General features: G+C 73.1%; 16 protein-coding genes and 1 rRNA gene. 4 read left to right on the forward strand and 13 right to left on the reverse strand.

Going from position 1 to position 25491, the window contains the following annotated elements; genetic code table 11:
• Positions 1 to 114: 114 nt before the first annotated feature.
• From ACFV3R_RS04635 to ACFV3R_RS04645, 3 genes are all read right to left on the reverse strand, one after another.
• The gene (locus ACFV3R_RS04635; RefSeq protein WP_385575410.1) at positions 115 to 5136 is read right to left on the reverse strand and encodes an NAD-glutamate dehydrogenase; all 5022 of its coding nucleotides are present in this window, start codon (positions 5134 to 5136) and stop codon (positions 115 to 117) included.
• Between the two features lie 488 nt (positions 5137 to 5624).
• The gene (locus tag ACFV3R_RS04640; protein WP_385575413.1) at positions 5625 to 6290 is read right to left on the reverse strand and encodes an HAD family hydrolase; all 666 of its coding nucleotides are present in this window, start codon (positions 6288 to 6290) and stop codon (positions 5625 to 5627) included.
• Positions 6291 to 6415: 125 nt separating this feature from the next.
• A complete protein-coding gene (locus ACFV3R_RS04645; protein ID WP_385575416.1) occupies positions 6416 to 6922 on the reverse strand; it encodes a DUF6912 family protein in 507 nt (168 codons plus the stop codon).
• 272 nt (positions 6923 to 7194) lie between these two features.
• On the opposite strand from ACFV3R_RS04645, the gene ACFV3R_RS04650 reads away from it, so the two are divergent.
• A complete protein-coding gene (locus tag ACFV3R_RS04650) occupies positions 7195 to 7995 on the forward strand; it encodes an Rv3235 family protein (RefSeq protein WP_385575419.1) in 801 nt (266 codons plus the stop codon).
• A gap of 131 nt (positions 7996 to 8126) precedes the next feature.
• Here the strand turns inward: ACFV3R_RS04650 and secA are convergent, their stop codons facing one another.
• A complete protein-coding gene (gene secA / locus ACFV3R_RS04655; protein ID WP_385575422.1) occupies positions 8127 to 10952 on the reverse strand; it encodes a preprotein translocase subunit SecA in 2826 nt (941 codons plus the stop codon).
• A gap of 347 nt (positions 10953 to 11299) precedes the next feature.
• Between secA and ACFV3R_RS04660 the strand changes: the two genes are divergently transcribed.
• Positions 11300 to 11914 (forward strand): GNAT family N-acetyltransferase, encoded by a 615-nt coding sequence (locus ACFV3R_RS04660; RefSeq protein WP_385575425.1) that lies wholly within the window; start codon positions 11300 to 11302, stop codon positions 11912 to 11914.
• 135 nt (positions 11915 to 12049) lie between these two features.
• Here the strand turns inward: ACFV3R_RS04660 and ACFV3R_RS04665 are convergent, their stop codons facing one another.
• Positions 12050 to 12523, reverse strand: a complete 474-nt coding sequence (locus ACFV3R_RS04665; RefSeq protein WP_385575428.1) for a YfbM family protein — start codon at positions 12521 to 12523, stop codon at positions 12050 to 12052.
• Positions 12524 to 12740: 217 nt separating this feature from the next.
• Here ACFV3R_RS04665 and ACFV3R_RS04670 point away from each other — a divergent pair, with 217 nt between their 5' ends.
• Positions 12741 to 13961 carry a winged helix-turn-helix domain-containing protein gene (locus ACFV3R_RS04670; RefSeq protein ID WP_385575431.1) on the forward strand — a complete coding sequence of 407 codons (1221 nt, stop codon included), beginning with the start codon at positions 12741 to 12743 and terminating at the stop codon, positions 13959 to 13961.
• A gap of 76 nt (positions 13962 to 14037) precedes the next feature.
• On the opposite strand, the gene ACFV3R_RS04675 is transcribed toward ACFV3R_RS04670, so the two are convergent.
• The 7 genes from ACFV3R_RS04675 to mtnA form a co-directional block, all read right to left on the reverse strand.
• Positions 14038 to 14781 carry a response regulator gene (locus ACFV3R_RS04675; RefSeq protein WP_385575434.1) on the reverse strand — a complete coding sequence of 248 codons (744 nt, stop codon included), beginning with the start codon at positions 14779 to 14781 and terminating at the stop codon, positions 14038 to 14040.
• 237 nt (positions 14782 to 15018) lie between these two features.
• The gene (gene hpf, locus ACFV3R_RS04680) at positions 15019 to 15711 is read right to left on the reverse strand and encodes a ribosome hibernation-promoting factor, HPF/YfiA family (protein ID WP_385575437.1); all 693 of its coding nucleotides are present in this window, start codon (positions 15709 to 15711) and stop codon (positions 15019 to 15021) included.
• 364 nt (positions 15712 to 16075) lie between these two features.
• Positions 16076 to 16849 (reverse strand): ComF family protein, encoded by a 774-nt coding sequence (locus tag ACFV3R_RS04685; RefSeq protein WP_385575440.1) that lies wholly within the window; start codon positions 16847 to 16849, stop codon positions 16076 to 16078.
• Between the two features lie 423 nt (positions 16850 to 17272).
• A complete protein-coding gene (locus ACFV3R_RS04690; protein ID WP_385575443.1) occupies positions 17273 to 19129 on the reverse strand; it encodes an LpqB family beta-propeller domain-containing protein in 1857 nt (618 codons plus the stop codon).
• On the reverse strand, positions 19119 to 21296 hold the full coding sequence (gene mtrB / locus ACFV3R_RS04695; protein WP_385575446.1) for an MtrAB system histidine kinase MtrB: 2178 nt from the start codon (positions 21294 to 21296) through the stop codon (positions 19119 to 19121). The genes ACFV3R_RS04690 and mtrB overlap by 11 nt, the downstream gene beginning before the upstream one ends.
• Before the next feature lies 1 nt (position 21297).
• Complete coding sequence (gene mtrA / locus ACFV3R_RS04700) at positions 21298 to 21975, reverse strand: two-component system response regulator MtrA (protein WP_385575450.1); 678 nt, start codon at positions 21973 to 21975, stop codon at positions 21298 to 21300.
• The gene (gene mtnA / locus ACFV3R_RS04705; RefSeq protein ID WP_385575453.1) at positions 21972 to 23144 is read right to left on the reverse strand and encodes an S-methyl-5-thioribose-1-phosphate isomerase; all 1173 of its coding nucleotides are present in this window, start codon (positions 23142 to 23144) and stop codon (positions 21972 to 21974) included. The genes mtrA and mtnA overlap by 4 nt, the downstream gene beginning before the upstream one ends.
• Positions 23145 to 23290: 146 nt before the next feature.
• On the opposite strand from mtnA, the gene ACFV3R_RS04710 reads away from it, so the two are divergent.
• Positions 23291 to 24691: a hypothetical protein gene (locus ACFV3R_RS04710; RefSeq protein ID WP_385575456.1), complete on the forward strand. Its 1401-nt coding sequence runs from the start codon at positions 23291 to 23293 to the stop codon at positions 24689 to 24691.
• Positions 24692 to 25209: 518 nt separating this feature from the next.
• Here ACFV3R_RS04710 and rrf read toward each other — a convergent pair.
• A 5S ribosomal RNA gene (gene rrf / locus ACFV3R_RS04715) occupies positions 25210 to 25326 on the reverse strand.
• Positions 25327 to 25491 lie beyond the last annotated feature (165 nt).

A 25491-nucleotide genomic window follows, 5' to 3' on the forward strand; every position in this document is an offset into this window, starting at 1 on the left:
GCGGCGGGGCCGGACACCACAGCTGTGGTGTCCGGCCCCGCCGCTTCGTGCTCCCGCCGCTTCGTGCTCCCGCCGTCCCGGCCCCGCCGCTGCGGACGGGGCCGGGACGGTGCGTCAGCCGTGGGCGCGCAGCAGCGTGCGCATGGTGCGCATGGCCACCGACAGGTTCGCCAGGTCGAAGGAGTCCGAGTTGTGGATCTCCTCCAGCGTGGCGCGGGCGCGGCCCAGCAACGCCGTGTTGCGCTCCTCCCACTCCCGGAACCGCTCCTCCGGCGTGGAGGTGCCGTCGCCGGCCGTCAGCACGTCGCGGGTGAGAGCGGCGTGGGCCGCGAAGAGGTCCTCACGGATCGCGGCGCGGGCCATCGACTGCCAGCGGTCCTCGCGCGGCAGCTCCAGGACGCGGTCCAGCAGCTGGTTGATGCGCAGCCGGTCCCCGAGGTCGTAGTAGACCTCGGCGACGTCCAGCGGCTCCTTGCCGGTGCGGTCGGCGATCGCGACGATGTCGAGCGCCGGGAAGACCGAGGAGAAGCTGGCGACCCGGGTGGCCAGCGCGTCGGGCACCCCCGCCGAGGCCAGCTCGTCGTGGATCCGCTCGAACCACGCCAGGTCCGAGCCGCGGACCAGCTTGGGCAGCGCCGCCCAGACCTCGGCGACCCGCTCCCCGAAGAACTCCACGGTCTGCGTGAGGTCCACCGGCTGCGGGCGGTTGGCCAGCAGCCAGCGGGTGCCGCGCTCGACCAGGCGCCGCGAGTGCAGCCGCACCCTGGTCTGGACGTCGGCCGGCACCACGTTGTCCAGCGCCTCCACCTCGTCCCAGACCTGGCCGAGGCCGAAGATGGCGCGGGCCGCGGTGTGGGCGCGCACCACCTCCTCCAGCGAGGCGCCGGTCTCCTCCCGCATGCGGTGCAGGAAGCTCGTCCCGCCGGTGTTGACGGTGTCGTTGACCAGGACGGTGGTGATGATCTCCCGGCGCAGCGCGTGCCCGTCGATCCGGTCGCCGAACCGCTCCCGCAGCGCGCTGGGGAAGTAGGCGTGCAGCAGCGACTGGAGGTAGGGGTCGTCCGGGAGCGAGGTGCGGATCAGGTCGTCGGCGACCGTGATCTTGGTGTAGGCCAGCAGCACGGCCGTCTCCGGCTGGGTCAGGCCCCGACCGCTGTTGAGCCGCTCCTTGATCTGCCGGTCGCTCGGCATGAACTCCAGGCCCCGGTCCAGGTGGCCGTCGCGCTCCAGGCGGCGGATGGCGCGGGACTGGGCGTGCAGCATGGAGGAGGACTGCGCCAGCGCCAGGGCCAGCGCGGTGTTCTGCGCGTAGTTGTTGCGCAGGACCAGCGAGCCGACCTCCTCGGTCATCTCCGCCAGCAGGGCGTTGCGCTGCTTGAGCGTCAGGTCCCCGTCGGCGACGACCGCGTTGAGGAGGATCTTGATGTTCACCTCGTGGTCGGAGGTGTCCACCCCGGCGCTGTTGTCGATGGCGTCGGTGTTGACCTTCCCGCCGGCGTGGGCGAACTCGATGCGGCCGAGCTGGGTCAGGCCCAGGTTGCCGCCCTCGCCGACGACCTTGACGCGCAGGTCGGCGCCGTCCACCCGGATCGCGTCGTTGGACTTGTCGCCGACGTCGGCGTGGGACTCGGCGGAGGACTTGACGTAGGTGCCGATGCCGCCGTTCCACAGCAGGTCCACCGGGCTCTTCAGGATCGCCCGCATCAGCTCGGCCGGCGTCAGCTTGGCGACGCCCGCGTCGATGCCCAGCGCGGCCCGCACCTGCGCGGTGATCGGGATGGACTTGGCGGTACGCGGGTGGACGCCGCCGCCGGCCGAGATCAGGCCGGTGTCGTAGTCGGCCCACGAGGAGCGCGGCAGCTCGAAGAGGCGGCGCCGCTCGGCGTAGGAGGTCGCCGCGTCCGGGTCGGGGTCGAGGAAGATGTGGCGGTGGTCGAAGGCGGCCACCAGGCGGATGTGCTCGCTCAGCAGCATGCCGTTGCCGAACACGTCACCCGACATGTCACCGACGCCGACGACCGTGAAGTCCTGCGACTGCGTGTCGTGGCCCAGCTCGCGGAAGTGGCGCTCCACCGACTCCCAGGCGCCGCGGGCGGTGATGCCCATGCCCTTGTGGTCGTAGCCCGCCGAGCCGCCGGAGGCGAACGCGTCACCGAGCCAGAAGCCGTAGTCCTGCGCGACCTCGTTGGCGATGTCGGAGAAGGTGGCGGTGCCCTTGTCGGCGGCGACGACGAGGTAGGTGTCGTCCTCGTCGTGCCGGACGACCTCCTCGGGGTGGACGACCTCGCCGCCCACCAGGTTGTCGGTGATGTCCAGCAGACCGGAGATGAAGGTGCGGTAGCAGGCGATGCCCTCGGCCAGCCACGCGTCGCGGTCGGCGGCCGGGTCGGGGAGCTGCTTGCCGACGAAGCCGCCCTTGGCGCCCACCGGCACGATGACGGTGTTCTTCACCATCTGTGCCTTGACCAGGCCCAGGATCTCGGTGCGGAAGTCCTCCCGCCGGTCCGACCAGCGCAGCCCGCCGCGGGCCACCTTGCCGAACCGCAGGTGGACGCCCTCCACGCGCGGCGAGTACACCCAGATCTCGTACGCCGGGCGCGGCGCCGGCAGGTCCGGGATGGCCTGCGGGTCGAGCTTGAGCGAGAGGTAGGTGTGCGGCTCGCCGTGGCTGTCGTGCTGGAAGTGGTTGGTGCGCAGCGTCGCCTTGATGACGGTGAGGAAGGCGCGCAGGATGCGGTCCTCGTCGAGGGAGGCGACCTGGTCCAGTGCGCCGTCCAGCTCCTCCAGCAGCCCGTCCACCAGTTCGCGTCCGGCGCGCTGCCGCAGCGGCGAGAGGCGCGCCTCGAAGAGGTTGACCAGCAGCCGCGTGGTGTGGACGTTGTGGGCGAGGGTGTCCTCCATGTATGTCTGGGAGAACGTCGACCCCGCCTGCCGCAGGTACTTGGCGTAGGCGCGCAGCACCATGGCCTGCCGCCAGTCCAGACCGGCCCGCAGCACCAGCTTGTTGAAGTTGTCGCTCTCGGCGCGACCCGTCCACACCGCCCGGAAGGCGTCCTGGAAGCGCTCGCGCGCGTCGTCGCCGCTGACCCACTCCGGCACCCGCAGCCCGAAGTCGTAGATCCACGCGGACCCGCCGTCGGCGCAGCGCAGTTCGTAGGGCCGCTCGTCGACGACCTCGACGCCCAGCCGGTTCAGCAGCGGCAGGACCACCGAGAGGGAGACGGGCTCACCGGTGCGGTACATCTTGAAGCGGCGCTCGGTGGGGCCGGCGCCCACCGGCTGGTACAGGTTGACGGCGAAGTCCTGCGGGCCGCCGTCGCCGGTGAGCTTCTCCAGGTTCTGCAGGTCGGCGACGGCCGAACGCGGCGAGTGGTCGGCCTTGTACCCCTCGGGCCAGGAGTGCTGGTAGCGGCGGGAGAGCTCGGCGGCGCGCTCCTCACCGACCTCGGCGACCAGTGCCTCGGCGAACCCGTCGGCCCAGGAGCGGGTGGCCTCCACCAGCCGCGCCTCGATGCGGTCGGCGTCCTCGTCGGTGATCTCGGCCAGCGCGGCACCCGGCTCGACGCGCACCACGAAGTGCAGCCGGGAGAGGACCGACTCGGTGTTCCAGGCGGTGAAGTCGACGCTGGTACCGCCGAGTTCCTGCTTGAGGATGTCGATCAGGCGCAGCCGCACCCCGGTGGTGTAGCGGTCGCGCGGCAGGTAGACCAGCGCCGAGTAGTAACGGCCGTACTCGTCCTGCCGCAGGTACAGCCGCAGCCGGCGGCGCTCCTGGAGGTAGAGGACGCTGGTGACGATGGAGCGCAGCTCCTCCGAGCCGGTCTGGAACAGCTCGTCGCGCGGGTAGGTCTCCAGGATCTGGAGCAGGTCGCGGCCGTCGTGGCTCTCGGGCGAGAAGCCGGCGCCCTCCAGCACCTCGGCGACCTTGCGGCGCACCACCGGAACCCGCTGCACCGACTCGGTGTACGCGGAGGAGGAGAACAGGCCGAGGAAGCGGCGCTCGCCGACGACCTCACCGTTCTCGTCGAACTTTTTGACCCCGACGTAGTCGAGGTAGGAGGGCCGGTGCACGGTGGCTCGGCTGTTGGCCTTGGTGAGGATCAGCAGCCGGTGCTCGCGCGCCTTGGCGCGGGCGTCCTGCGGCAGCCGGCTGAAGGAGGCGGAGTCCTCGGTGCCCGCGTCTCCCGAGCGCGTCAGCCCGGACAGGCCCGCGTGCTCGTCGGGGGCGCCGTGCGGCGAGGGGTCGGCGCGCAGGATGCCCAGGCCCGTGCCGGGCACCGCGCACAGGACGTCCTCGGTGCTGCCGTCCTCGGCGGTGTGGGAGCGCAGCGTGTACTCGCGGTAGCCGAGGAAGGTGAAGCGGTCGTCGGCGAGCCAGTGCAGCAGCTCGCGCGCCTCGGCGACCTCCTCCTCGCGCAGGTCGGCGACGTCGGGGCCGCCGGCGAACTCCTGCGGCAGCTCCTCGGCGACGCGCACGGCCGTGGCCCGCATCTTCTCCCAGTCCTCGACGGCCTCACGGACGTCGGTGAGCACCCGCTGGAGGTCGGCGGTGATCTGCTTGAGGTCCTCGCGGTCGGTCTCGCGGTCGATCTCGACGTGGATCCAGCTCTCCACCAGGGCGTCGTGCGGCAGGTCGGCGTCGCGGGCACCGCGCCGGGTGTCGGCGTGGACCTCGGGGCCCTCGTCGATGATCTCCACGAGCCGGCCGGTGACGTCCCGGCGCACGACGATCTGCGGGTGGATCACGACGTGGATGCCGCGGCCCTGCCGGGACAGCTCGTTGGTGACGGAGTCCACCAGGAAGGGCATGTCGTCGGTGACCACCTCGACGACGGAGTGGCTGCACGTCCAGCCGTTCTCCTCCACGGTCGGGGTGTGGACCCGCACGCTGGCGGTGCCCTGCGGGCGGTTCTGCCCGAGGCGGTAGTGGGAGAGCGCCGCCCCCAGGACGTCGTCCGGGTCCCGTCCGGCCACGTCCTCCGGGGCGGTGTGCAGGTAGTAGCGCTGGAGGTATCCGGTGAGCGCGTCCGGGGCGAGTCCCGCCCCGGACACCTGCCCCGCGGCAGGTGTGCTGTCAGCGACCTGCGCCGCCCGGTTGAGCAGCTCGGTCTTGGCTTCGTCCAGCTTGGTCTGCATGTCCTCTGGCTCCTGTCGCGCGCCGTTGCGTGACGTCGTGGAAAAAGGTGACGGGTGCGGTGGGTGCCGCAAAAGCCGTGGGTGTCGTTCGACGTCGCGCCGTGCGGCGCACCCGTGTCGTGCACGGGAGAATTCCGGTCGGGTACGACGCTATGGGGAGCGACGGGCGGACCGGGCCGAATTGGGCGGGAATTGACGAACCCGACACCTGGCTGAAAAGGGATGGATCAGCGTACGCCCGGTCACCTTCGTACCTCGGGCGCAGAGCAGGGTAGGGAGCACCCCCGCGACATATCGCGCTGATCACGGGTAAAGGCTATCGCTCCGAGGACGCTTCCGGGACGGGAGAGCGGCGCCGTTCCGGAAGGGTGGTGGACGTCACGGCCAAACGGCCGTGCGCCGACGGCACAGCCGTGACCTGCGTCACCCGTGCCACCTGCCTCCCGCGGCGGCGGACCGCGGGTGCGGGCGCGAGGACGGGCGCAGCGTCAGCTCGCGAGCTCCAGGGCGAGGGCCACCGCCTCGTCGAGGGTGTCCACCACGGGCACGCCGCCCCGGGCGAGGCTGCGCCGGCTCTGGCTTCCGCCGGTGTGCAGGACGGCGTGGGCCCCGGCCTCGCGGGCGGCGACCGCGTCGTCCAGCACGTCCCCGACGACCACCGTCCGCTCCGGTGCGACACCGTCCAGGGCACGCAGGTGGCGGACCAGGTGGGCGGCCTTGCTGCCGCCGGAGGGCCCTCGCCGGCCGTCGACCCGGACGAACCGCTCGGCTATGCCGAAGCCGGTGACCAGCGGCACCAGCTGCTCGTGGCCCGCCATGCTCAGCAGGGACTGGGTCCGGCCCGCGCTCTGCCACCCCTCCAGAAGCACCTCGGCACCGTCCGCCAGCCGGCAGGCCGCGAGGCGTTCGGTGTAGTGGCGGTGGAAGGTGTCGTCCATCACCAGCCACTCCTCCTGCGAGGGCACCCGCCCCAGCAGCCGCTCGTAGAACCGCGGTATGGGCACGCAGTAGGTGTCGCGGTAGCGCTCCAGCGTGAGGGGGGCCAGCCCCAGCTCGGCGAAGGCCGCGTTGGTGGCGGCGACGACAGCCTCGGTGTCGTGCAGCAGCGTGCCGTTCCAGTCCCAGACCAGGTGCGGCGTCGAGTGGTTCCCCATACCCCCACACGGTAGCGGCGGGCACCGACAACGCGCCCCGGGCTGCCGGTGTGCGGGCCGGAGCGCCCGGTGCGGCGCGCGCTCCCGCAGCACGGCGGGCGCCGCCCGCCGTCCGGACGGGGGGGTCAGCCGATGAGGTGCTCGATCTCCTGGACGCCGTACCAGAGCAGTTCGTGGTCCTCGGCCCCGTCCACGGTGAACTGGGCGTCGTCGTCCCCCAGATCGGCGGCGCCCAGGGCCGCCGCCGCCGCGGCGACGTCCGGCTCGGCGTCCTCCCCGTCGACGTGGACGGCTGCCGCACGGGTCAGCGGCACGGCCTGGGCGATGCGGACCTCGCCGAGCGAGGAGGGGTCCAGCCCGCGGTCGGGGTCGGTGGCCGCCAGGGCGTCGGGGACGTCCAGGGCCACGACCACGCGGCGGCGCGGGGCCTTCGGGTCGGCGGCGAGCCGGCGCAGCGAGCCCTGCCCTGCCCGGTTGAGGGCGGCGTACTCCAACTCCTCGATGTCGTCGGAGACGTACCACTCGCGCAGCGCCGGCGTCACCGCGAAGGCGTACAGCGGGCCGGGTCCCAGCTCCCCGGCGGCGTGCGCCTCGGCCAGGGCCGGCAGGGTCAGGGGGACGTACACGCGCATGGCTGCCGCTTTCGCTGACGATCGGGACTGGATCAGCCAGCATACGGCGCCTCTCCCCGACCGCGCCCGGGGGACGCTCACCCCGGCCTCCCCGTGCGGCGGCGGCCTGCACCGGGTCAGCATCCACGCCGGCACCACCCGGATAGGGGAAACCGGGGCCGCCGCGGCACGGCCCCGCCCCTCGTTGCCGCCGCGTCCCCGGACCGGTAGAAGTCTGGCCAACACAGAGCTACCGACCAGTAAGAACCGGTTGCGCAAGGGGAGACCTCACGATGACCAGCACGCTGACCCGCCACCCCGCCGTCCCACCGCACCCCACCCAGGCCCCGTCCGCCCCGGCCCCACCCACCGGGGCACCCCACCCGGCCGACGCACCCGGACCAGCCGACACGACCCACCCGGCCGACGCGCCCCCTCCGGCGCCCCGAGCCACCGGCACCGCCACGGCCCCCTCCGTCCCGCAGCCCCGCACCCCCGCGTCTGCCGCGGTGGACGCCCGCACCGCGGCCGGCGCGGTGCCACCACCGCCACCCGCCCCGGCGGCCGGACACCGCGCTCCGGCCGGCAGGGCCCTGGCCACCGCTGCCCGGCGCAGCGCCCGGCCCGGCGGCCCGGGGCGCAGCGGTCCCTCGGGCAGGGCGGGCACCGCTCCGGCCGTCCGCCGCGACGGGCGCCGCCCCGCCCCCGCCCCGTGCCACCCGCGGCAGCCCTGCCCGCCGCACCGCGCACGGGCGCCCCATCACTGGTTCGCGGAACAGCTCGTGCTCACCCTCAGCGGCCGGCAGCCCGTCCACACCTTGATGCGTCACGCCCTGCCCGAGGCCTACGACCAGCTGGCCGAGCTGGCCCCCGCCGCGCCGCTGCGCCCCGCGCTGCGCCGGGCCCCGCAGCCCGTCGTCCGGGAGTGCGGCCTGTTCCGGCCGCGGGCCGACGTCATCGAGGCGTTCGCCCGCGTCGCGTGCGGCGACCGGGTACGCGCGCTCGCCTTCCGGCTGGAGCGGCCCGCCCCCGGCCGCTGGCGGTGCGCCGCCCTGGCCCTGGACGGCCTTGCGCCCGCCCCGGGGCGCTGGTGAGGCGCCCGCAGCGGCACGGACCGGGGTGGGTGGCGCGGGGAACGGCGAAGGGCGCCGCCACGAGCTGTGGCGGCGCCCGACGCGGCACCTGCGGAGGCCCGGGGCACCGCAGCGCCCCGGCCCCCGGACGGCTACTTCTTGCGGCGACGGCCGCCCTTCTGCTGCGCCTTGCGCCGCTCGGCCCGGGTCATGCCGTCGGACTCGGAGCGGGTCTGGGCGACCGGCGTCTCCTCGCTGCTGAAGTCGCCCTCGACGACACCGCCCTCGCCGTCCACCGTGGGCGCGGAGAAGTGCAGGTGCGCCGGGCGCTGCGGGGCCTGGAGGCCCTTGGCGTGGATCTCGGGACGCGCGGCGCCGGCGGGAACGGCCTCCGGCTCCTCCGCCTCGGCCTCCGCCGGCTCCTGGACCGGCACCTCCTCGACGTGCTGCTCGACCTGGACCTCCAGGTTGAACAGGTAGCCGACGGACTCCTCCTTGATGCCCTCCATCATGGCGGTGAACATGTCGAAGCCCTCGCGCTGGTACTCCACCAGCGGGTCCTTCTGGGCCATCGCGCGCAGGCCGATGCCCTCCTGGAGGTAGTCCATCTCGTAGAGGTGCTCACGCCACTTGCGGTCCAGGACGGACAGCACGACGCGGCGCTCCAGCTCCCGCATGATGTCGGAGCCGAGTTCCTCCTCGCGCTTGGCGTACTGCTCGTGGATGTCCTCCTTGATGGCGTCCGCGATGAACTCGGAGGTGAGTCCGGCGCGGTCGCCCACCGCCTCCTCCAGCTCCTCGACGGTGGCGTGGACCGGGTAGAGCTGCCGGAAGGCGCTCCACAGCCGCTCCAGGTCCCACTCCTCGGCGAAGCCCTCGACCGTCTCGGCCTGCACGTAGGCGTCGATGGTGTCGTCCATGAAGTGGGCGATCTGCTCCTGCAGGTCCTCGCCCTCCAGCACCCGGCGGCGCTCGCCGTAGATGACCTCGCGCTGCCGGTTGAGCACCTCGTCGTACTTCAGGACGTTCTTGCGCGTCTCGAAGTTCTGCTGCTCGACCTGCGCCTGCGCGGAGGCGATGGCGCGGGTGACCATCTTGTTCTCGATCGGCACGTCGTCGGGGACGTTGGCCATCGACATCACGCGCTCGACCATCTGCGCCTTGAACAGCCGCATGAGGTCGTCGCCGAGCGAGAGGTAGAAGCGGGACTCGCCGGGGTCGCCCTGACGGCCGGAACGACCGCGCAGCTGGTTGTCGATACGCCGCGACTCGTGGCGCTCGGTGCCCAGCACGTAGAGGCCGCCGAGCTCCTTGACCTCCTCGAACTCGGCCTTGACCGCCGCCTCGGCGCGCTCCAGCGCCGCCGGCAGGGCCGCCGCCCACTCCTCGACGTGCTCGACCGGGTCCAGCCCCTGCTGCCGCAGCTCCGCCTCGGCGAGGTCGTCGGGGTTGCCGCCCAGCTTGATGTCGGTACCGCGGCCGGCCATGTTGGTCGCCACGGTGACGGCGCCCTTGCGGCCCGCCTGGGCGACGATCGCCGCCTCCCGCTCGTGGTGCTTGGCGTTGAGCACCTCGTGCTGCACACCGCGCCGGTTGAGCTGCTGGGAGAGGTACTCCGACTTCTCCACGGAGGTGGTGCCGACCAGGATCGGCTGCCCCTTCTCGTGCTTCTCGGCGATGTCCTCGACCACCGCGTCGAACTTGGCCGTCTCGGTGCGGTAGATGAGGTCGGCCTGGTCGATGCGGACCATCGGCCGGTTCGTCGGGATCGGGACGACGCCGAGCTTGTACGTCTGGTGGAACTCCGCGGCCTCGGTCATGGCCGTACCGGTCATGCCGGAGAGCTTGTTGTACAGACGGAAGAAGTTCTGGAGGGTGATGGTGGCGAGCGTCTGGTTCTCGTCCTTGATCTCCACCCCCTCCTTCGCCTCGATGGCCTGGTGCATGCCCTCGTTGTAGCGGCGGCCGGCGAGGATACGGCCGGTGTGCTCGTCGACGATCATGACCTCGCCGTCGATGACGACGTAGTCCTTGTCGAGCTTGAAGAGTTCCTTCGCCTTGATGGCGTTGTTGAGGTAACCGACCAGCGGGGTGTTGACCGACTCGTAGAGGTTGTCGATGCCCAGCCAGTTCTCGACCTTCGTGACACCCGACTCGTGGATGCCGACGGTCCGCTTCTTCTCGTCGACGTCGTAGTCGCCGGTCTCCTCGATGCCGCGCTGCGGGTTGCCGGCCTCGCCCTTCTTCAGGCGCTGGACCAGCTTGGCGAAGTCGCCGTACCACTTCGTCGCGGAGTCGGCCGGGCCGGAGATGATCAGCGGGGTGCGGGCCTCGTCGACCAGGATGGAGTCGACCTCGTCGACCACCGCGAAGTTGTGGCCGCGCTGCACCAGCTCGTCCTTCGACCACGCCATGTTGTCGCGCAGGTAGTCGAAGCCGAACTCGTTGTTGGTGCCGTAGGTGATGTCGCAGGCGTACTGCTCCCGGCGCTCCGCCGGGTTCATGTTGGAGAGGATGCAGCCCACCGACAGCCCGAGGAAGCGGTGGACGCGGCCCATCAGCTCCGAGTCGCGCTCGGCCAGGTAGTCGTTGACGGTGATGATGTGGACGCCGTCGCCGGAGAGGCCGTTGAGGTACGCCGGCAGCGTCGAGACCAGGGTCTTGCCCTCACCGGTCTTCATCTCGGCGACGTAGCCGAAGTGCATGGCGGCGCCGCCCATCAACTGGACGTCGTAGTGGCGCTGCCCGAGGACCCGCTTGGCGGCCTCCCGGACGGTCGCGAACGCCTCGGGCATCAGGTCGTCCAGGCTCTCGCCGTCCGCGTAGCGCTGCTTGTACTCGTCGGTCAGCGCGCGCAGCTCTGCGTCGGAGAGGCTGACGAAGTCCTCTTCGATGGAGTTGACCTGGCCCGCGATGCGGTGCAGCTTGCGCAGGATCTTTCCTTCGCCTGCACGCATGATCTTCGTCAAGACGGACACTTGGGCTGGTCTCCTCCGCCGGTCGGGCCTGGCACTGTCGTCCCCCGCCGGACGGGCCGGGGAGGGTGCGCGGGCGCGGCATGTCGCTGGGGCAGGCCCCGCCGCAACGGCCATCGTAAGGGAGGACACGGTCCGCCCGGGAGGTTGCGGCCCTCGGGATGGCGCTTCGTTCCGAGACAAGTCCCACGCCGCCGCCCCCCGCACCCGCGGAACCGGGCGGCGCCCACCGGGATCGGTGAGCGACCGGCTGCGTTCCACCCCTCCCTCCAACGTATGACGCCGCCCGAAGGTGCCGGTCCGCCCGGAAATACGGTGCGGACCGCCGGAAACGGCGGCAGACTCCGGTCATGGAGCCCACGCGACTCGTCACCGACCGCCTGCTGCTGCGCCCCTTCGGGCTCTCGGACGTCCCCGCGGTGCACGCCGCCTGCCAGGACCCGCTCATCCCGCGCTGGACGGTGGTTCCCTCGCCCTACAGCCTGAGGGACGCCGAGGAGTTCGTCACCGAGCACTCCGCCCGGGGCTGGGAGCGGGACGAGACCTACAACTTCGCCGTGACCGACCGCGCCGACGGCTCGCTGGTGGGCGCCATGGGCCTGGTGCACCTCGAACACCTGGCCGCACCCGTCCGCCAGGCCGAGCTGGGCTACTGGACGGCCGCACCGTACCGCCGGCGGGGCATGACCGCGGAGGCCGCCACCGCCGTCGTGCGGTGGGCCTTCACGGAGCTGGGCGTCGAGCGGCTGGAGTGGTGCGCCGAGGCCGGGAACGAGGCGTCCCGCGCGGTCGCGCTGAAGGTCGGCTTCCGGATGGAGGGCACGGCCCGCGCCCAGTACCCCCGCGGCGGCACCCGCCGCGACGCCTGGCGCGGCTCCCTGCTCCCCGGCGACCTCGGCCTGACCGGCGGCGCCCCGTACCTGCCCTACCGGGAGGGGGAGCCGGTGGAGTCCTCACCGCGCTGAGCCGGGGCGGGTCCTCGTTCCCCGGCAGGCGCGGCCGTCACCGGAGGCGGGGCTGTCCGGACGCGGCGCCGAGCAACCGCGTCCGCGCAGCAGCCGGCCGCCCCGGGGCGCCGGGCGGTCCGCCGGCCGGGCGTCTCAGTAGTCGAGCAGCATGATCGCCGCCGAGCCGGAGGCCGCCGCGGCGGTGAAGAAGCCGACCAGCACCGCGTAGTGCTCCTCCAGGTAGGCGAGCTCGCCCTTCCCGGGGGGCTGCCAGACACCGGGGTAGACGTCCTCCTCGGTCATCCGCTGCGGGTCGTAGTGACGGGCCAGCCGCTCGAACGGCAGATCGCCCAGCCGCTTCGCCGCCCCCTGCACCCGGTCGGCCGTCCAACCGCTGAACCGGCCGTCCTCGCTGATCAGCTCGCCGTCGCGCAACAGGTCGACCCCCGCGGCTGCGGCGTTGAGCAGGAACTCCAGTCCCGCCCACGCCTTCTCCAGGCCGCCGTCCGGCTCGTCCGCGCCGCGCTCATGGCGGCGTTCGAGGAACACCTCGGCGCGGGCCGGGTCCTTCTCCGCCTCCTCCAACTCCTGCGGCGTCACGCGGATGAAGGAGAGATACATGCCCATGCGGGAGCCCCCGGTCGACGTCGGCCTCGGTCGGCGACCGAGTGTTCCACACCGCCCGGGCCGCAGCGCCCCCGGCCGTGGGGTACCGGCGCGCCCTCGGCGCCCAACCCCCCTGGTCGGCAAGCACCTTGTCCGCCGGGGCGACGGGCCCGGCAGTGCGGCCGGTGGGCGGGGCGCGGCCCGGCCGTTGTCAGTGCCCGCCCCTACGCTGTGCGCCATGACAGCCGTGCCGTCGCCCTCACCCGTCACCTCCCTCTCCGCCGACGAGGCGCGCCGCCTGGCGCTGCGGGCCCAGGGCCTGCTCGGCGCCCCCGACCGCCGCGCCGGCGTGCGGGGCCTGCTGCGCCACCTGGGTGCGGTGCAGCTCGACACCATCTCGGTGCTCGCCCGCTCCCACGAGCTGGTGCCCTACGCCCGGCTCGGCGCGGTGGGGCGGCAGGCGGTCGAGGCGGCGTACTGGTCGGGCGGGCACAGCTTCGAGTACTGGTCGCACGCCGCCTGTGTGCTGCCGATCGAGGAGTGGCCGCTGTTCGCCTTCCGCCGCCGGGCGGCCCGGGCCAAGGGCTACCGCTGGCACCGGATGTCCGACGCCGAGCGTTCCTGCGCCGCCGTGCTGGACCGCCTCAGGGGCGAGGGGCCGCTGACCACCACCGGGCTGGGCGGCGCCAAGAACGGCGGCGAGTGGTGGGACTGGTCGGAGACGAAGATCGCGGTCGAGTGGCTGCTCGACACCGGCGAGGTGGTCTGCACCGAGCGCCGCGGCTGGAAGCGGGTGTACGACCTCGCCGAGCGTGCCGTCCCCGGCGAGTTGCTCCACGACGACCTCGACGAGGCGGCGTGCACCCGGCGCCTGGTCGCACAGGCGGGTGCCTCCCTGGGGGTGGCCACCCGCGCCGACCTCGCCGACTACCACCGGCTGCGCGGCGAGCAGGTCGACGCCGTGGTGGCCGACTCCGGGCTGGTGCCGGTGGCGGTGGAGGGCTGGGCTCAGCCCGCGTGGGCCGACCCGCAGGCCCTTGCCTCACCCGCCCGCGGCCGTCACCGCACCACGCTGCTCTCGCCCTTCGACTCCCTGATCTGGGACCGCAAACGCACCGAACGCGTCTTCGACTTCACTCACCGGCTGGAGGCCTACGTCCCGCGGGCCCGGCGGGTCCACGGCTACTTCGCGATGCCTCTGCTGGCGGGCGGCAGGCTGGTCGGCCGGGTGGACCCGGCCCGGGAGGGGCGGACCCTGGTGGCCCGGCAGCTCTCGATGGCAGGCCCGAAGGTGGTCCCCCAGATGGCCCGGGCGCTGTGGGAGGCCGCGAGCTGGGTCGGCTGCGAGGACGTGCGCGTCGAGCAGTGCACCCCCACCGGGCTGGCCCCTGCCCTGCGCACCGCGCTGGCGGCGGGGACGGCGTCCGCCCCGGAGCTCGAACAGGCGGACCGGGGGTGAACTCGGCAGGCACCGGCGGGCCGCTGTCATCCCCGGTGGGGACTGCGTCGGCCGGCGTCACCCCTGGTGGGGCCCGCTACCGGATCTCCAGGATCTTCTCCCGCATCGCGTAGACCACCGCTTCCATCCGGGAATGGAGCTGGAGTTTTTCCAGGATGTTGCGGACGTGGTTCTTGACGGTGTTGTCGGAGATGAAGAGTTCCTTGGCGATGTCGCGGTTGTTCATCCCGGTGGCGACGAGTTTGAGGACCTCCAGCTCCCGGTCGGTGAGCTTGGGGGCGGGCACCAGCCGACGTTCGTCGGTGCGCTGGATCATCGACTTGAACTCGGTGAGCAGCTTGGACGCCATCGACGGGCTGATCTGCGACTGGCCGTCGGCGACGGCGCGGATGGCGGTCGCCACCTCGTCGGTGGAGATCTCCTTGAGGAGGTAGCCCGTCGCCCCGGCCTTGATCGCGTCGTAGAGGTCGGCTTCCTCGTCGCTGATGGTCAGCATGATGATCTTCGCGCTGGGTGCCACCTCCTTGATGGAGGTGCAGGCCTCGATACCGCCGCGGCGCGGCATGCGCACGTCCATCAGCACGATGTCGGGGAGGAGGTCGGCGGCCTTGTCCACAGCCTCCGTGCCGTCCCCGGCCTCTCCCACCACGAGGATGTCCTCCTCCTGGTGCAGCACGATCTCCAGCCCCCGCCGGAACAGCGCGTGGTCGTCGACGACCAGGACCCTGATGGGTTCGGACCGCGGCGCCACCGGCCGCGCCTCGGCGCCGCCACCGGGCTCCTCCGACACCCCACCCAAGGGTCCGAAGCTCTCCCCCATCGATTCCTCCCCGGTCAACCACCCGGCACCGGGCCGGAGTTGCGACATACGGCTGGTTGAAGACGACCCGGTGCACCGGACGCGCCGGAAGCCCGCAGCCCCCGACGTCACGAGTGGGACGAATCCCCCGGACGCAAGACTATACGGCCTCAACTTCCCCTACCGCCGGGCGTGATGGTGCCCCCGGCCGGTGCCGGGGGCACTTTCTCACCGCACATCACGGGTGGCGGGGCATCCTCATCCGCCGAGTGCGCCCCCGCCGCCGCCCGGCCCCTGCTGCCGCGCGGAGTCGGCGTTGAGCCTGATCACGCCGTAGTCGTAGGCGTGCCTGCGGTAGACGACGCTCGGCAACTTCGTCTCGGAGTCGACGAACAGGTAGAAGTCGTGCCCCACGAGTTCCATCTCGTACAGCGCCTGGTCCAGGGCCATGGGTGGCGCGGAGTGGACCTTCTCCCGCACCACGAGCGGGCCGTCACCCTGTACCTCGAGTGTGCCCTCGCGCCGGACGGGCACCTGCTCGCTCTCCGCGGGGAGACCGGCCAGTTGCCCGTCGCCGTTGAAGTGCGCGGCCTCCGGCACGTGCTCGGCCACTCCTGCAGCCGGGATGCGCTTGGCGCCCCGCCGCGAGTTCCGCTTGTCGTGCTGCTTGCGCAGCCGGGCCTCCAGCTTCGCCGTCGCGAGGTCCAGTGCCGCGTAGGGGTCGGCCGCCGCAGCCTCGGCGCGCACGACCGGCCCACGGGAGCGGAGGGTGATCTCGACGCGGTCCGAACGGTCCGCCTGCCGGGGGTTGGGCTCCTTGGACACCTCGACGTCCAGGCTGATCACCTTGCCGTCCAGCTTCTGGACCTTCTCCAGCTTGAGCTTCTCGGCCACGTGCTTCCGGAAGCGCTCAGGCACCTCGGTCTTGCGGCCCTTGACGACGATGTCCACGCAGAACTCCGTTCCGGAAGCGCTCCGCGCGGCGGCGGGGCGCGTCCTCCTCGCACTGGGCTCGGCGGTGACGCCGGGCCCCGGACTGAGCGGCTTCCACCTCCTCCTCCCCCGTCGCCGGCATCTCACGCCCCCGGTCACCCGCGGTGTCCGTGCGGAGTGTGCCGGCCACGGCGTGTCGTGCCCGCCCTCCGCGTCTCCCGGGCCCCCTCTGAGGGGGGGGACGAGCCGGTGCAACACGAGGCATACGCGACCAAGGCACCGTTACCGATATCCATCAGCAACTACTTCTCACAAACGAACATAGCTCGCTGCGGCCGCTGTCGGCACCCCCTGGCAGGCATCAGCCCCGTTCGAGTGAACTTCACCCCATCTCACCTGCGACGATGTCCCGCGTGTGGACAGATCTCCGCACTTCTTCCCCACGATCGAACGCGTCACCGGCTGCCGCGACCACTGCGGCCCCCACCACCGCTCCGCCGGCGTCCCGGACCGCCCGGGCCGCTTCGGCCAGCGATGCGCCGGTGGTGACGAGGTCGTCCACGAGCACCACCGACGCGCCGCGCAGCAGGCCTGCGGCGGAGCCCCGCACCCGGACCCGGTCGACGAGGTTCGCCCTGCGCTCCACGGCGGACAGCCCCGCCTGGTCGGCGACGCCCGGCGACTGCACCAGCACCGGCAGCACCCCCGCCGCCCGTCCCGCCCCGCGCAGCTCCCGCGCGGCAGCCCGGGCCAGGCGCAGGGTGGCATCGTGCCCCCGGGCGGCCACGGCGCTGCGGGCGGAGGGCACCGGGACGAGCCTGAGGGGGCCCTCCCCCTCCCCTCCCCACCCCCGCCGCCCCGCGGCTGTCACGGCGCGCGCCAGTACGCCGCCCAGTGGGCGCGCCAGGCCCAGCGCGCCGCGCTCCTTGTGGGCCGGCACCAAGGTCCGCACCAGCCCTTCGTAGGGCAGGGCCGCCCACACCGCCGGCAGCCCGGTCGGTGCCGCCCGGGGCCTCACCCGGCGCACCCCGAACCCGGCGCCCTCCCGCGTCAGGGACGCCGCACACGCCGGGCAGAGCCGCTCCCCGGAGCTGCCGCACCCGGCACACTCGCCCGGAACCACCAGCCCGAGGAACTCCTGCCACAACCCGGCCATGGGCACCACTCTCCCGCGGGCAGGCTGCCACCACCAGCCCTGTGGAAAACCCTCGGGCAGCAGTTGGCGCCGTTTCTCCACAGGCGCCACGGGCGCGGGAACACGCCGCGGAACCCGCGCGCCTCCACGGCCACCCGCCGAGCCGCGGACACCACCGCACGCCACCACACCGCAGAGCCCGACCACCGCCCCCGGGCACCGCGCACCCCGGGACGGCACCCACCCCAGGACGGACCACCCACCCCGGCTCAGGCCCCCACCCCAAGACGAATCACCCCCGGGACGGACCACCCACCCCGGGTCGGACCACTCGCCCGCACAGACCAGCCCACCCCGGGTCGGACCACTCGCCCGCACAGACCAGCCCACCTCACACAGACCAGCCCACCCCGCACAGACCGGCCCATCCCGGGGTAGACCGGCCTACCCCGGGTAGACCGGCCCCGTCCCCTGCGAGACCGTCTTCCAGTTGGCGTCCGGCGGCAACCGCACGATGCCGTCCGCGGCGCGCGCCACCAGTGGCCGGGTCTCGTCCTCCGAGGCGGCGACCTCGGTGACCCCGTCGACGCCGGGCAGCGGCTGCGAGGTCGATGCCGAACCGTCGGTGTCGACGTAACTCATCTGCTGGACGCCGCCGGCCTCCCTGCCGACCACCACCAGCCGGCTGCCGCCCGCCCACGAGGCCGCCTCGACGTCCTCCAGTTGCGGCGCGACGATCCGCAGGTCCACCACCGCGAGCTTCGGCTGCCGGGCCGTCCCGGTCCGCTCGACCCGCCCCAGCCGCAGGGTCGTGTGCCCGTCCTGCTCGATCAGCAGCGCGACGCGCACGCCGTCGGAGGCGACGCGCACCGCGGCGATGCGCCCGTCGCCCAGGCCCGGCACCGACACCTCCCGCGGGTCACCGGTCCCCCGGCGCAGCCTCAGCAGCCGTGAGCCGTGGGCCTCCTCGTCGGCGACCCACAGGTCACCCAGCCCGTCCCAGCTCGGCGGCGTCAGGCCCGGCGCGACACCGGTGGCCTTGCTGTGCAGCCGGCGCGGCCCCAGGTCGCTGCCGTGCGCCAACGGTGCGACATAGAGGGAGCGGCCGTCGAGGGAGACCCCGGCCGCGGTGTCCTCGCGGTGCGAGACGCCGACGGAACGGAACGCGTTCGGGCCGCTGCCGAAGGGCCCGCCGACGGCTCGCGGGTGGGAGGACGCCGCGGAGACACTGACCATCCTGTGGTGCTGGTCGAGGAAGAACGCCTCCCCCTGTCCGTCCGGCCGCTCCGGCGGACCGAACTCGCGGGTGGCCTCGGACTGGCTCAGGACGCACAGGCTCTTGCCGGTCGGGCCCTGCAGGTCGACCTCGCTCACCTTCGTCGCCCGGGACATGTCCTGCGCCGTGAAGAGGAGCTGGGCGGCCATCCGGTGGCACTGCGTCCGGTCGGCGACGGCGGCCTGCCCGCTGAGCCGCAACCGCAGCGCGTTGGAGTCGTCCAGCACCAGGCCGCGGCTGCGCAGCGTGGTGCCGCGCGGAAAGGAGGTGGTGGTGACCGGGTCGAGCCAGGAGCTGGGGCCCTCCAGCAGGGCCTCCACACTGGCGGTGAGCGGGTCGATGCGCTGCCGGAGGTAGACCGGGTCGGGCACCAGGGCGCGTCGGCCGGCGCCCTCGTCGCCCGTCTCCGAACCGTAGGAGGCGAAGTAGTACTTGTTGACGGACCGGTAGATGCGCTGGAAGTCGGGCAGGCCCAGCACCAGCCCGTCGGGGAGCTGGTCGATGCGCCACTGGCCGTGCTCCCGGGTGAGGTGGACGCGCTGGAGGTAGCGCTGCTCCTCGGGCGTGTACGCGTGGTTGCCGCCGACCTCGGCGACCTGGGTGCCGGTGAGCACCACGGTGAACCCGGTGGCGTCCGTACCGCCCGTGGGCGTCTCCGGCTTGGGGCGTTCCTGGAGCACCCGGGTGTCCTGGAAGGGGTTCCAGCTCTTGCGGGCGGCCTCCGACAGGTACTGGCGGGCGGTGCGGAAGTCCGCCTCGTCGCTGGTGGTGGCGTCGAGGAAGCCGCGGACGATGTCGGTGGGCGAGGTGTCGGGACGCGGCGGGACCCCGTAGACACGGACCTGCGAGTCGCTGTCGGCACGCGGCGACTCGTCGACCCGCTGCACCTCGCCGCTGTCCGGCATGGACACGCAGCCGGCCAGCAGCGCCCCGCAGGCCGCGACCACCAGTCCCCGGGCGAGGTGGAGCCTGCGACGTGGCCGGCGGCCCCCTCCCGCCGCCCCCGCCCCGGCCTCACCGTTCACCGTGTTCGCCTTCCCTCTCGCCCTGCCTGTCCGGCGACGCGTACCGCTGCTCCGCCTCGTCCCCGCCGCCTGCCCGCCGTTGTCCCGGCAGGGAACCGCGGCCGTCCGCCGCCGTCCCGTCCGGCGCCGGGCCCCCGGTGCGTGGGCACACCACCCGCGTCCCGCGTTCCGGCAGGCCCGGGCTGCCGGCCCGCCCCGGCTCACCGCCGTCGCCGGCGGGCCGGGCCGCCGCAGTGCTGCCCGCTGACGGCACCCGGCTCTCCCCGAGCGGGCCGCGGGTCTGGGCGGGCAGGGCGGGGGCGACCGGCGGGCGGCCGGCGGCTTCGCGCCGGGCCCGGTGGCGCCGGGAGTCGACCGGCTCCAGCGGGATGGGGCTGCCCCGCAGCGGCTCCCCGGCGGTGCGGGGCAGGGTGAGGCGGAACTGCGAGCCGCCGCCCGGTTCGCCCCAGGCCTGCAGCCAGCCGCCGTGCAGCCTGGCGTCCTCCACCGCGATGGACAGCCCCAGGCCGGTGCCGCCGGTGGTGCGGGCCCGGGCCGGGTCGGCGCGCCAGAACCGGTTGAAGACCCGGGTCGCCTCGCCCGGTTTCAGGCCGACGCCGTAGTCGCGCACCGCCACGGCCACCGCGCCGTGCCGCCGGTCGCCGGAGACCGCCAGGCTCACGACGACGTCGCGGCCCTCACCGTGCTCCACGGCGTTGACGACGAGGTTGCGCAGCACCCGTTCCACGCGGCGGGCGTCGGCCTCGGCCACCACCGGCTCGCCGTCGCCTCGGACCCGCAGCCGGGTGCCCTTGGCTTCGGCGAGCGGCTCGGCGCCCTCCACGACCCGGTGGACGACGTCGCGCAGGTCGACGGCGTCGGCCTCCAGCGCGGCGGCCCCGGCGTCGAAGCGACTGATCTCCAGCAGGTCGGCGAGGAGCGACTCGAAGCGGTCGAGCTGGCCGTGCAGCAGCTCGGCGGAGCGGGCCGTCACCGGGTCGAAGTCGGTGCGCGCCTCATGCAGCACGTCCGCCGCCATGCGCACCGTCGTCAGGGGCGTCCGCAGTTCGTGGGAGACGTCGGAGACGAAGCGGCGCTGCATCCGGGAGAGCTCTTCGAGCTGCTGGATCTTCACCTGGAGGTTCTGCGCCATCTTGTTGAAGGCCTCGCCCAGGCGCGCGATGTCGTCCTCACCGGTGACCTTCATCCGCTCCTGGAGGATGCCCGCGGCCAGCCGCTCGGAGATCCCGGCGGCCATGCGGACGGGCGTGACGACCTGCCGCACCACCAGCCAGGCGATGGCCCCCTGGAGGATGACGACGAAGACGCCGGCGGTCGCGATGGTCCCGGTGACGAGGTTGAGGGAGCTCTCCTCCTGCGTGAACGGGAAGAGGTAGTAGAGCTGGTAGGGGTTGCTCTGGGGGTCGTTGAGGCGCTTGCCGATCACGAGGGCGGGCGTGCCCTCGTCGGAGCCGATGCGCCGGATCCGGGTGTAGCGGCGGAAGGTGCCCGACTTCTGGTCCAGTTCCCGGCGGAGGTCGGGCGGCACGCTGCGTTCGGGGTCGATGTCGCCGGAGGCGCGCGGCCCCCGGGTGCCCGCGCTGTCGCCGGCGGTGGGCTGGCCCAGTGCGGCGTCGGAGCTGAGGGCGACGACGGAGTAGACGCCCTGGCCGCCGCTGGCGAGCTGCTCGACGAGGTTGGTGAGCCAGGTCGCCGGGTCGGCGCTGGAGCGGTTGCCGGTGCGCATGCTGTCGTCGCTGCGGCTGTCCCCCGCGCCGTCGGCCATGTTCTTGGCGACGGCGAAGCCGCCGGTGGCCTGGGACTGCGCGGCCTGGCGCTTGGCGTCCATCAGGCCGTTGCGCACCTGCCCGATGACGACGACGCCCAGCAGCAGGACGACGGCCAGCGACATCAGCAGGGTGGTGGCCACCACCCGCAGCTGGATGTTGCGCCGCCACAGCCGCAGCGCGAGCAGCAGCGGGCGGCGCACCCACCGGCTGAAGACCCGCAGCAGCGGGCGGGCGGGGCCGGCGGCGGCGCCGTCGGGCCAGCCGTAGCCGCCGCCGCGCCACCACCGGGTGAGCGGGCCGACCGGCCCGTCGTCGCCCGCCCCCGCTGCCGTGCTCGTCGCCGTCTCCTCGACGGTCCGTTCCCGGCGAGTCGTCGGAGCCGGACCACCTGCGGTCATCTCAGCTCGTTCCAGCCTTGTAGCCGACGCCCCGGACGGTCACGACGATCTCCGGCCGCTCGGGGTCCTTCTCCACCTTCGAGCGCAGCCGCTGCACGTGGACGTTGACCAGCCGGGTGTCGGCGGCGTGCCGGTAGCCCCAGACCTGCTCCAGCAGCACCTCGCGGGTGAAGACCTGCCAGGGCTTGCGGGCGAGGGCGACCAGCAGGTCGAACTCCAGCGGGGTCAGCGCTATCGCCTGCCCCTCGCGCTTGACGGAGTGGCCGGCGACGTCGATGACGAGGTCGCCGATGGCGAGCTGCTCCGGGGTGGGCTCCTCGGACCTGCGCAGCCGCGCACGGATGCGGGCCACCAGCTCCTTGGGCTTGAACGGCTTGACGATGTAGTCGTCGGCCCCCGATTCCAGCCCGACGACCACGTCGACGGTGTCGCTCTTGGCGGTCAGCATGACCACCGGCACCCCGGACTCGGCACGGATGAGGCGGCACACCTCGATGCCGTCCCTGCCGGGCAGCATGAGGTCGAGCAGTACGAGGTCGGGTTTGGTCTCGCGGAAGGCGGTGAGGGCTTTGTCGCCATCGGAGACGAACGACGGTTCAAAGCCTTCGCCGCGCAGCACGATGCCGAGCATCTCTGCCAGTGCGGTGTCGTCGTCGACGACCAGGACGCGTCCCTTCATTGGGCCATCATCCCATTACCTGATTCCGTCGAATCCACAGGTGACGCGGAACACATCTCGGCCAGCCGGTCCGCGGTGAGCGGCGAGACGACTCCTGCCTCGGTGACCAGCGCCGTCACCAGTTCGGGCGGGGTGACGTCGAAGGCCGGGTTGTAGGCCTGGGCGCCCAGCGGTGCCAGCGGTATTCCGGTGCCGGCCTCGGCGCCGGCCCCCGGGGCGTGGGGCGGTGCGATCTCGGTGACCTCGTGTCCGGGACGCTGCTCCACCTCGATGTGCGCCCCGTCGGGGGTGGCGAGGTCCACGGTGGTGGTGGGCGCGACGACGAGGAAGGGGACGTGGTGGTACCGGGCCAGTACGGCCAGCGGGTAGCTGCCGACCTTGTTGGCCACCGATCCGTCGGCGGCGATGCGGTCCGCACCGATCAGGACGGCGTCGACCTCGCCGGCGGCGAACAGGGAACCGGCCGCGTTGTCGGTGAGGAGCGTGTAGGGCATGCCGGCGCGCGCCGCCTCGTAGGCGGTGAGCCGGGCGCCCTGGAGCAGCGGGCGGGTCTCGTCCACCCACAGCCGGCGCAGTTCCCCGGTGCGGTGGGCGGCGGCGACGACGGCGAGGGCGGTGCCCCCGCCCACCGACACCAGCGCGCCGGTGTTGCAGTGGGTCAGCAGCCGGTAGCCGCCGCCGGGCAGCAGTTCCCGCAGCAGCGCGGTGCCGTGTGCCGCCATGGCGTCGGCGGCCCGCACGTCCTCCTCGTGCACGGCCCGTGCCTCCCGCAGGGCGGCCTCGGCGGCACCCTGCCTCCCCTGTCCCGCGGCGAGCGCCGCCCGGTGGGCCCGCTGGGCTCGACACGCGCCGTACTGGAGGTTGACGGCGGTGGGTCGGGCCCCGGCCAGGGCGTCCGCGGCGTCCGTCACGTCGTAGCCGCGCGCCGCGGCGAGCGCCACCCCGTACGCGCCGGCCACCCCGAGCAGCGGTGCCCCGCGCACCACGAGTGTGCTGATCGCCTCAACCAGCGACGGCACGTCCGTGCAGACCCACTCGACCTCCTCGGCCGGCAGCCTGGTCTGGTCCAGGAGGACGAGGACCGGGCCCTCGGGGGGCTCCTCCCAGCGCAGGGAGGGGATGGTGAGCGCGGCGGCGCCTGACTCGGATACCTCGAAGCGATCGGCCATGGGCCCAGTCTGCCGCCGCCCTGGGCTGGGCAGAAGGGCTTTCGGGGGTGACGGTTCACGGTCGCGGTGCGGGCGCGTCATGGCACGATGGCTGGCGTCGTAGCCCGGCTGCGGGCGGACGGGCAGCGTGAAGGAGCGAACGAGCGATGAACGACTCTCCGGGCCGGGCCACGCCCGACTCCGGTCCCCTGGGCGAGCCGGCGGACGGTCCCCCCGAGCAGGCGGCCGCACCGGGTGCCGCCGGTGCACCGCCGGCGGACACCGCACGGGCGGTGCCGGAGCAACGCGACGGCGAGGCGGCCGGCGCCCCCGGCGCGCCCGGGCAGGCACCTGCCTCGCACTGGTCCGAGCACCAGCCGCCCCCGGCGCACGGCTCCTCGTGGGGTGACGCCCCGACCGGCGGCGCCCGAGCCGGCCGCACCCGGGCGGGCGGCGGCCCCGCCCCGCAGCAACCGGGCGGCCGGGACCCCGGCCCGCAGTGGGGCGGCCCGCCGGGCTGGGGCCGGCAGGGCCAGTGGAGCCCGCCAGGCGGCATGTTCCCCCCTCCGGCGCCCAAGCCCGGCATCGTCCCACTGCGTCCGCTGCGCGCCGGTGAGATCATCGGTGGGGCGATCACGGCACTGCGGACCCACTGGCGGACCATGCTGGGGGTCTCCCTGGCCTTCGCGGTCCTCACCGAGGTCGTGGTGACGGTCGTCAACGGCCTCTGGTTCGACGCGCCGGGCAGCACCACCCCCTCGGCCTCGGACGCGCTGAGCTCCTCCTCGGTGTCCCTGAACCCCTCGGACTACCTCGGCACGTCCTTCTCCTCGCTCATCGACCTGCTGGGCTCGGTGGTGGTGACGGCCCTGCTGACCGTCGTGGTGGGCCGCGCCGTCCTGGGCCGGCGGACGACGACGGGTGAGGCCTGGCACGACGCGCGAGGCCGCCTGCTGCGCCTGCTGGCGCTGCTCGTACTGCTGCCGCTGGGCGTGGCCCTGGTCGTCGTGGTCGGCGCCGTACCGGGCCTGCTGCTGATCGCTGCGGACGCACCGCGCGCCGGCGGCCCGTTGGCCCTGTTCGGCTGCCTGGTGACGGGCTGCCTCGGAGTGTGGCTGTGGATCCGCTACAGCCTGGCCGCACCCGCCCTCATGCTGGAGAAGCAGGGAGCCCTGCAGGCCCTGCGCCGTTCCGCGAAGTTGACGCGCGGTGCCTGGTGGCGGGTCCTGGGTGTCCAGCTCCTCGCCTACCTGGTGACCGGCCTCGTGCAGTTCGTCCTCCAGATCCCCGCGCTCATCGTCGCCTTCATCCTGGACGCGGACCATCTGACGCGCTGGATGGAGGGGCGGACGGATGCCGGTTGGACGGTCCTGATCTGCATGGGCGTGGCCGGCGTGGTCAGTTCCGCGCTCGCCTTCCCCTTCACCGCGGGCGTCACCGCGCTCCTCTACATGGACCAGCGGGTCCGCCGGGAGTCCCTGGACGTCGAACTCGGCCGCGCCGCCGGCATCCCCGGCTACGACCAGGTGCCCGGCCCGCACACCACCGCGACGACACCCCCAGCCTGACAACACCCCCACGAGCCCCCGCCGGACACTTCCGGCGGGGGCTCTGTCGTGCGGGGTCCTGTCGTACGGGGGTCCTTGTTGTGCGGAAGCTCTGCAGCCACTCCGTGCCAAGCACCGACAGCCGGCCCTGGCGGCCCTGTCCTGCCCCAAGACGTCGTCCGGGGGCCGCAGCTGACGGCCCACCCCGAGCCGCCGACGCCTCAGCACCGCCCCCGACCTCCGACCCGCGTACGAAGCCTCCAGCTCGTAACCACAAGCCCCAGGACAGCCGACCGCCGCCTCCGGATCATCAACCGCCGGCAGCTCACTCCCAGGTGACGCCCCGACACCCTCACGCCAGAAGGTGCACACACCGATGGGCACACCACGCCCCGGACGGTACGCAGCACCAGCCGAGAAGCAGATCCACAGGAGCCACAGGAGCCACAGGAGTCGCAGCCACGCGACCACGCACCGAAAGGAACCGTGAACGCAGGAAAGCCCCGCACCAACGGTGCGGGGCTCCCCCATCAAAAATTGTTCGGCGGCGACCTACTCTCCCACGAGGTCCCCCTCGCAGTACCATCGGCGCAGAAAGGCTTAGCTTCCGGGTTCGAAATGTAACCGGGCGTTTCCCTAACGCAATGACCACCGAAACACTATGAAACACTCAAACCAGCAACCAGCCCCAACAGGGCGGTCTTGCTGTTCGTGGTTTCAGAACCAACACAGTGGACGCGAGCAACTGAGGACAAGCCCTCGGCCTATTAGTACCAGTCAACTCCACCGGTTACCCGGCTTCCATATCTGGCCTATCAACC

The organism is Streptomyces sp. NPDC059740 (genome assembly GCF_042733155.1).
GTDB lineage: Bacteria > Actinomycetota > Actinomycetes > Streptomycetales > Streptomycetaceae > Streptomyces.

Excerpts from the sequence above, each read along its gene's own strand:
- ACFV3R_RS04635 (WP_385575410.1), bottom strand. The coding sequence starts at position 5,136 with ATGCAGACCAAGCTGGACGAAGCCAAGACCGAGCTGCTCAACCGGGCG.
- ACFV3R_RS04640 (WP_385575413.1), bottom strand. The coding sequence starts at position 6,290 with ATGGGGAACCACTCGACGCCGCACCTGGTCTGGGACTGGAACGGCACG.
- ACFV3R_RS04645 (WP_385575416.1), bottom strand. The coding sequence starts at position 6,922 with ATGCGCGTGTACGTCCCCCTGACCCTGCCGGCCCTGGCCGAGGCGCAC.
- ACFV3R_RS04650 (WP_385575419.1), top strand. The coding sequence starts at position 7,195 with ATGACCAGCACGCTGACCCGCCACCCCGCCGTCCCACCGCACCCCACC.
- ACFV3R_RS04660 (WP_385575425.1), top strand. The coding sequence starts at position 11,300 with ATGGAGCCCACGCGACTCGTCACCGACCGCCTGCTGCTGCGCCCCTTC.
- ACFV3R_RS04665 (WP_385575428.1), bottom strand. The coding sequence starts at position 12,523 with ATGGGCATGTATCTCTCCTTCATCCGCGTGACGCCGCAGGAGTTGGAG.
- ACFV3R_RS04670 (WP_385575431.1), top strand. The coding sequence starts at position 12,741 with ATGACAGCCGTGCCGTCGCCCTCACCCGTCACCTCCCTCTCCGCCGAC.
- ACFV3R_RS04675 (WP_385575434.1), bottom strand. The coding sequence starts at position 14,781 with ATGGGGGAGAGCTTCGGACCCTTGGGTGGGGTGTCGGAGGAGCCCGGT.
- ACFV3R_RS04685 (WP_385575440.1), bottom strand. The coding sequence starts at position 16,849 with ATGGCCGGGTTGTGGCAGGAGTTCCTCGGGCTGGTGGTTCCGGGCGAG.
- mtrB (WP_385575446.1), bottom strand. The coding sequence starts at position 21,296 with ATGACCGCAGGTGGTCCGGCTCCGACGACTCGCCGGGAACGGACCGTC.
- mtrA (WP_385575450.1), bottom strand. The coding sequence starts at position 21,975 with ATGAAGGGACGCGTCCTGGTCGTCGACGACGACACCGCACTGGCAGAG.
- mtnA (WP_385575453.1), bottom strand. The coding sequence starts at position 23,144 with ATGGCCGATCGCTTCGAGGTATCCGAGTCAGGCGCCGCCGCGCTCACC.
- ACFV3R_RS04710 (WP_385575456.1), top strand. The coding sequence starts at position 23,291 with ATGAACGACTCTCCGGGCCGGGCCACGCCCGACTCCGGTCCCCTGGGC.